Genomic DNA, 4,570 nt, shown 5'->3' on the forward strand with positions numbered 1-4,570 from the left:
CTCGGGCACGGTCGCCGAGATCACGGCCCGGATCGACGCGAAGGTAGCTGAGCTGCTGACGCAGGCCAAGGAACTCGACATCGACGGCGACAACCTGTCGGCGGTCGAGCTGCTGGCCGCGGTCGACGCGAAGCTGGCCGAGTAAGCCGGGAGTCCCCGCACGTCGCGGTGGTCGCTGTGGTGGTCACCGGGGAGGGTGGCCGTGACGTGCGGGGCTCCCACCTACCATGAACTGAGGGAGGCGCCATGCCGTGGTACGCGCAGCGCGCTGGCCTGCCGGACACCCACCGGATGTGGGCGGACCCGGGCAGCCAGCTGGAGCGCGTGTTGCTGCGCCTCGGCTACGTCGAGGTCCCGGCGCCTGGTGCTGGCCAGCCGGAGGAGACCGGCGACGAACCGGCCGTGGAGGTCGAGCAGCGGCCGGCCGAGTCCGCTCCGGCGAAGAGACGGGCGCGGTAGTGCACGCCTGGGTCGGGTGGGTCATCGCCGCCGCCGCGCTGTTGACCGCGCTCGGCGTGTTCTGGAAGGCGGGCACCGCGGTGGCCCGATGGGCTCGGCGGGTCACGGACTTCTTCGACGACTGGTCTGGTGAGCCTGCGCGCGCGGGTGTCCCCGCCCGGCCTGGCGTGATGGCCCGGCTGGAGACGATGGAGGGCCGGCTGCTCACCATCGAGCACGAGTTGCACCCCAATAGCGGTGCGAGCCTGCGGGACGCGGTGGATCGCATCCATGAGGCCACGGTGGACGGTGACACCCTCCGCTGATCCTTCGGGTCATGGCTGAGGAGTCTTTCCCTTTCGACGATCTTGACTCGTCCGAGACCGACTGGTGGCAGATGGCGCGCCTGTGGGCGCCGGACGGTGTCGTGCTCGAAGACGCTGGCCCGATCACCCTCGGCTCTGGCTTGACCTTCGTGGTCCCCGACGGGTTCGCCGGATGGATTCGTGGCCACTACTACCGCAACGACGGCAGTCTGCCGCTCACGGCCACGGACAACGTGAACTCGAACCCGCGCCGCGATCAGCTCGTGCTGCGGCTCGACCGGAGCAGCGACAGCATCGTCGCCGCGATCCTGGAGGGCACGCCTGCGGTGTCGCCGTCGCCGCCGACGCCGACGCAGGACGACGACACGGTGTGGGAGATCCCGATCGCCTACGCGTGGGTGCCCGGGAACCCCACCGCGCAGAATTACTCTGGCCTGACGCCAAACAACTCGTGGACCGGCGCGGTGCCGCACATGGGTTTGGCCGTTCCGGTCGAGTACGGCGGAGTGTCCACCCCGGGCAGCGTGGCCACATCGGCCTACACACCAAACCGCTCCGCCGGGTCGCCGGTGAGGGGCGCGTTCGTTGCCGCGCCGTCCGGGATGGCACGGGTGTCGTTCCGGGCGCGCGTCCGCAACGACCTGAACTCGTCCAGCACCATGCTGGTCGCGTTCATCATCAGGCACGGCGCCACCCCGGGATCTGGCACGACGTTCCAGGACGCAGACGACAACGTGTCCATTCAGCACACCGGCCTGACGGACCTGTCGGCCGGCAACGTCGACCTCGTGTCCGGGCTCACCCCGGGAGCCTCGTACAACGTGGAGCTGGTGTACAAGCGGACGACGGGCGGCAACATGGTTGTGACCGCGCCGTGGGTGATGGTCGAGCCGGTCGGCGCGTAACACCAGGCGCGCACTCTCCTTGCTGTGACCCGATATCTGACTGATCTCGCGACCGTGTGCCGGTCGTCTGGTCTCCGTGTGATCGAGGTCCCCGGCTGGCAGGGTCGGGGCCACGGCGGCATGACGGCCGTGAAAGGCGTGGTGTGCCACTGGACCGCCAGCCCCGACACCTACAAGCCGACCGACCCGTACCCGTCGCTGGGTGTGGTCCGGGATGGACGGTCCGGTCTGCCGGGCCCGCTGGCCCAGCTGGGTCTCGGCCGGGACGGCGCGGTGTACGTGATCGCCGCCGGGCTCGCCTATCACGCTGGTGTCGGCTACTGGAAGGGCATCGGCGCCAACGGCAACGCCCAGATGCTCGGCATCGAGGCGGAGTCCACGGGTTCGTGGACCGCCGCGCAGGTGGACGCCTACACGCGTCTGGTGGCCGCGCTCCGACGCCGCTACGGGGTCCCGCTGGGCAACATCGTCGGGCATCACGAGTGGGCACCCGGCCGCAAGATCGACATCCGGACGTGGCCCGGCGGCATGGTCGCCTTCCGCGCGACCGTCCACAAGCTACTCACCACCGCCCCGGTGGTGCCCGACGTCCCCGAGGAGGACGACATGGTCAGGTTCCTGCGCGGCGACAGCGAAGCACTGGACGCCAACGGTGTGCCCTGGGGCTACAGGGTGTTCAAGGTCGAGTACGCCGGTGCCTTCGACAGCATCGCCGTCCGCACCCGGGTGCACAGCCAGGCCGACCCCGGCTACGCGGCGTTCGTCGCGTCCGGCGGCAAGGTCCACGTCGTGCCGCAGGCCGTGCTCGACGCCATCCCCGACAAGTAGAAAGGCAGTCCCGTGAAGGAACTCTTCCTCGACCGCATGAAGCGGCTGTTCTCGACGTTCGCCGCGATGGAGCCGGCCCGGCTCGCCGAGCGCGCCCGCGCGCTGCTGGTGCTGCTGGTCGGCGCCGGCTGGCTGACCATCGACAACGCGACGATCACCACCGTGGCCAGCGTCGCCGGTCTCGTCGCGTCGTGGCTGCTGTCCCGGTTCGTCCGGGGCCGCGTCACCCCGGTCGCGAAGCTCGACTGACATGGCGATGATCTGGGCGACCGTCGCCGAGGTCCGCGCGCACTGCGAGGCGCAGACCTCGGCGTGGGGCGTCGACGAATGGCCGGCGCTCCCCGAGGACGACCCGGCCGTCCAGGCCATGATCGACACCGCCACGCGGGCCCTGATCCCCAAGGTGATCAGGTGGCCCATCCTCGGCGACGACGACCGCGCCGAAGACGAGGAACAGCGCGGCCACCTCGTCGTGGCGGTGTGCGAGGTCATCCGGGATCGCTTGCGCGCCAAGGCGGTCGCCGCGGCCGTGGGCGGCCAGGTCGCGGTCGACGTCGTCGCGGCGGGTGGCCGGATCAAGGCGAGCCAACTGGAGGTGCAGGGCGGGTCGGGTTCCGGTGGTTCGTCGGGCTGGACGGCGCGGCGGGCTCGTCTGCCGCTGGAGGCGTACGACGCGCTGTCGGCGGCCGGGCTGATCGGCGGGAGCGTCCCATCGTGGTAGCGCTGCTGGGCACGTTCGTTCCGACGCCGGACACAATCGAGCACGAGGTGTACCTCGGCGACGGCCCGGACGGTCCACAGTGGGCGACCGCCGTTTCGCGGCTGGGCCGGATCGAGCACGGGGAGAAGCGCATCCAGACCCCGGACGGCCGGGTCGTCGTGCTCACCGCGACGATCTTCCTCCTCGGCCACGAGGGTGAGGTGTCCACACAGGACAAGCTGAACGGCCGGACGGTCGAGCAGGTGGCCACACCGACCTGGTGGGACAGCACGCCGATGCACCATGAGGCCGGGGTGGTCTGAGTGGACTTCTCCGAGGCGCTCCGTGCGGCTGAGGGCGCGATGGGCGCGGCCGTCACGCGCGCCGTGCAGGAGGCCGGGGAGGCGCTGCTGTCCGACTCCCGCGACGTCACCCCGAGAGACCAGGGCGACCTGATCAACTCAGGGAAGGTGACCGTCGCCGGCGACGAGGCCGTGGTGTCCTACGACACCCCGTACGCCGCACGCCAGCACGAAGACCCCGAACTACGGCACGACGGCAACGGGCAGGCCAACTACCTCGGCGGCCCACTGCGCGCGAACTCCCAGCGGTACCTGGACCACATCGCCCGCCGGGCAGGCGAAGCGCTCGCCTGAACCTGGGCTCGGTAACACCCGCACGCGACCGTTCGGGTGTGCTTTCCCGTGCGCTCGCGCTGCATCTCGTGTCGCTCGCGCTCGTCCGCGATCCGCTGGACGAGGGCGAGCTGCCGCCGTGCTTCGTCGAGTCCATGCCGGACAGTCCCCATGCGGCCGTGTGCGTGTACTCGCGCGCCGGCTTCCCCGCGGTGGACTTGTCCGGCTACGAGTCGCCGGAGCTGCAGGTCGTCACCCGCGCCGCGCTGGGTCCATCCGAACCGGCGCAGGTGCTGGCCGAACGCATCCGGCGTGCGCTCAAGGACACGGACACCGTGACGTGGGCGCCCGGCACCGAGCACGCGGCGCCGATCTTGACGTGCGACGCCAACGAGCCCCGCCCCGTACCGCTTGGGGCGGACCAGAAAGGCCGACTCCGCTGGTCGGTCTCCTTCCAGACCGAACTACTGACCGAGGAGGTCGCGCCCTAATGACGTCACCGACCGTGCTCAAGAAGAAGCTGTCCAACAAGTGGGTGTTCGAAATCAACACCGGCACCGAGGACAGTCCTGTGTGGACCCGCGTCAACGGGCTCACCTCGGCCACGCTCGCCGTGTCCCCCAACGAGGTTGAGGTCTCCGACTTCGACAGCAACGGCTGGCAGGACAACATCACGACGTTCCGGTCGTGGTCGATCGCGCTGGCCGGGTGGGATGGCTACACCGGCCCCGACAACGC

Annotated in this window: 10 protein-coding genes; all 10 read left to right on the top strand. The window is 70.3% G+C overall.

All coding sequences use genetic code 11. The features are described 5' to 3' along the window. Positions 1-246: 246 nt before the first annotated feature. Complete coding sequence (locus ACYVIP_RS44950) at positions 247-459, top strand: hypothetical protein (RefSeq protein WP_460407402.1); 213 nt, start codon at positions 247-249, stop codon at positions 457-459. Continuing rightward, positions 459-764, top strand: a complete 306-nt coding sequence (locus ACYVIP_RS44955) for a hypothetical protein (RefSeq protein ID WP_460407404.1) — start codon at positions 459-461, stop codon at positions 762-764. The genes ACYVIP_RS44950 and ACYVIP_RS44955 overlap by 1 nt, the downstream gene beginning before the upstream one ends. Positions 765-775: 11 nt before the next feature. Further along, entirely contained in the window at positions 776-1,669 is an 894-nt protein-coding gene (locus ACYVIP_RS44960) for a hypothetical protein (protein WP_460407406.1), read from the top strand. 78 nt (positions 1,670-1,747) lie between these two features. After that, complete coding sequence (locus ACYVIP_RS44965; protein ID WP_460407408.1) at positions 1,748-2,497, top strand: N-acetylmuramoyl-L-alanine amidase; 750 nt, start codon at positions 1,748-1,750, stop codon at positions 2,495-2,497. A 12-nt stretch (positions 2,498-2,509) separates the two neighbouring features. Next, positions 2,510-2,746, top strand: a complete 237-nt coding sequence (locus tag ACYVIP_RS44970) for a hypothetical protein (protein WP_460407409.1) — start codon at positions 2,510-2,512, stop codon at positions 2,744-2,746. A 1-nt stretch (position 2,747) separates the two neighbouring features. Continuing rightward, entirely contained in the window at positions 2,748-3,218 is a 471-nt protein-coding gene (locus tag ACYVIP_RS44975; RefSeq protein WP_460407411.1) for a hypothetical protein, read from the top strand. Further along, positions 3,212-3,520 (top strand): hypothetical protein, encoded by a 309-nt coding sequence (locus ACYVIP_RS44980; protein WP_460407413.1) that lies wholly within the window; start codon positions 3,212-3,214, stop codon positions 3,518-3,520. Before ACYVIP_RS44975 ends, ACYVIP_RS44980 begins: the two co-directional genes overlap by 7 nt. Next, complete coding sequence (locus ACYVIP_RS44985) at positions 3,521-3,853, top strand: hypothetical protein (RefSeq protein ID WP_460407415.1); 333 nt, start codon at positions 3,521-3,523, stop codon at positions 3,851-3,853. It begins immediately after the preceding gene. Positions 3,854-3,891: 38 nt separating this feature from the next. Then, on the top strand, positions 3,892-4,323 hold the full coding sequence (locus ACYVIP_RS44990) for a minor capsid protein (protein ID WP_460407416.1): 432 nt from the start codon (positions 3,892-3,894) through the stop codon (positions 4,321-4,323). After that, on the top strand, positions 4,323-4,570 hold a 248-nt coding region (locus ACYVIP_RS44995), incomplete at its 3' end, for a phage tail tube protein (protein WP_460407418.1). The genes ACYVIP_RS44990 and ACYVIP_RS44995, both read left to right, overlap by 1 nt.

This window comes from Actinophytocola sediminis (assembly GCF_054779715.1).

Bases quoted from the DNA above. Each gene is read 5' to 3' on its own strand.
- ACYVIP_RS44950 (WP_460407402.1), top strand. From the start codon at position 247: ATGCCGTGGTACGCGCAGCGCGCTGGCCTGCCGGACACCCACCGGATG.
- ACYVIP_RS44960 (WP_460407406.1), top strand. From the start codon at position 776: ATGGCTGAGGAGTCTTTCCCTTTCGACGATCTTGACTCGTCCGAGACC.
- ACYVIP_RS44975 (WP_460407411.1), top strand. From the start codon at position 2,748: ATGGCGATGATCTGGGCGACCGTCGCCGAGGTCCGCGCGCACTGCGAG.